The organism is Methylobacterium sp. WL103 (assembly GCF_008039885.1).
GTDB classification, from domain to species: Bacteria; Pseudomonadota; Alphaproteobacteria; order Rhizobiales; family Beijerinckiaceae; genus Methylobacterium; species Methylobacterium cerastii.
This window is the reverse complement of sequence record NZ_VRUX01000835.1, coordinates 1-1,460: the sequence shown is the minus strand read 5'-3', so window position 1 is coordinate 1,460 and position 1,460 is coordinate 1. Positions and strand designations below refer to the sequence as shown.

The window sequence follows — 1,460 nt, the reverse complement described above, 5'->3', positions numbered from 1 at the left end:
CGCCGTCCTCGACCATCCAGGCCTCGGCCACCCGAGCCTCGGCCGCCGCCTGCTGCGGCTCTTCCTCGAACTGAACAAGCTCGGCACCTCGGTGATCATCGCCACCCACGATTTCGGGATCATGGATTCGGTCGATGCGCGCCGGATGGTGATCGGGGACGGCCGCCTGCGGATCGAAGGCTGATGGACGCAACCCGCGAACGCACCCAGGCCGCCGCCCGCAAGCCCGTCGATCGGCCCGCGGCCGAGCCGGCGCTTCCCCCGACCCTGCGGCGCAACGCGCCCCTGGTGCCGACCGATTCCGCCGCGAGCCGGTCGCTCGCCGCCGTCATCGCCATCCTCACCTTCCTGGCGGGCCTCTGCGCGGGGGCGGCCGAGATCGTCGCGTCGAGCGCCGGGCAGTGGCAGGGCACGGTGGCGCAGGAGGTGACGATCCAGGTGCGCCCGGCGCCGGGCCGCGACCTCGACGCCGACATCGCGCGGGCCGACGCCATCGCAAAGGCCGAGCCCGGCATCGCCGCGACGCGGGTGTTCTCCAAGATGGAGGCCGAGCGCCTGCTCGAACCCTGGCTCGGCAGCGGCCTCGACCTCTCCGACCTGCCGGTGCCGCGCCTCATCACCCTGAAGCTCGGCGACCAGGCGCCCGACCTCAAGCACCTGCGTGCCGGCCTCACCGAGGCGATGCCGGGGGTCGCCAGCCTCGACGACCACGCGCTCTGGCTGCAGCGGCTCTCGACCGCGGCCAACACCTTCGTCGGCATCGGCGTCGGCATCGTCGCCCTGGTCCTGGTCGCCACCGGCCTCGCGGTCGCGTTCGCCACCCGCGGCGCCATGGCGGGCAACCGCGAGGTGGTGGAGGTGCTGCACTTCGTCGGCGCCGACGACGACTTCATCGCCCGCGCCTTCCAGCGGCGGTTCTTCGGCCTCGGGCTTCGCGGCGGCATCATCGGCTCGGCGGCGGCGCTGGCCGCCTTCGCGCTGGCCGGGCTGCTCGCCCGCAACTGGCGGTCGGGCCCGGCGGGCGACGAGGTCGAGGCGCTGTTCGGCGCCTTCCACATCGGCTGGCGCGGCTATGCCAGCGTGATGGCGATCGGCGTCATCGCCTCGCTCGTCACCGCCGTGATCTCCCGGCTGACCGTGCGGCGCTTCCTGGCCTGAGGGCGCGACCGGGCGACCTGTGCGAACCGGTCCGAAAACCCCCGTGATCGAAAGCGCTTGGCGAACCGTTAACCCTCCGGAAAGGATTCGCCGCCGCAAATGTCGCCTCCGCCCCGCCGCATTCGGCGCTATCCTCAGCGAGCATGACCACGCGTATGGCGCGCGCCTTCGATCCGAGACGGGCCGGCCCGGGTGACGAGCTTGCCGAGCTCACCGGCTGGGTCTGGGATGCCGAGCCGCGTTCGGTGCCCGCGGCGAGGCCACCGAGGCCGAGGATCGTCAGCGCCACCGGGCCGATGGGC

The 1,460-nt window shown here is 73.2% G+C and carries 1 protein-coding gene and 1 pseudogene; both read left to right on the top strand.

The genetic code is table 11. From position 1 onward, the window contains the following. Positions 1 to 184 (top strand): annotated as a pseudogene (locus FV222_RS25915) (hypothetical protein); the annotation flags it as partial. Then, positions 184 to 1,158 carry an ABC transporter permease gene (locus FV222_RS25910; RefSeq protein WP_147762477.1) on the top strand — a complete coding sequence of 325 codons (975 nt, stop codon included), beginning with the start codon at positions 184 to 186 and terminating at the stop codon, positions 1,156 to 1,158. The pseudogene FV222_RS25915 and the gene FV222_RS25910, both read left to right, overlap by 1 nt. The last annotated feature ends 302 nt before the right edge of the window (positions 1,159 to 1,460 follow it).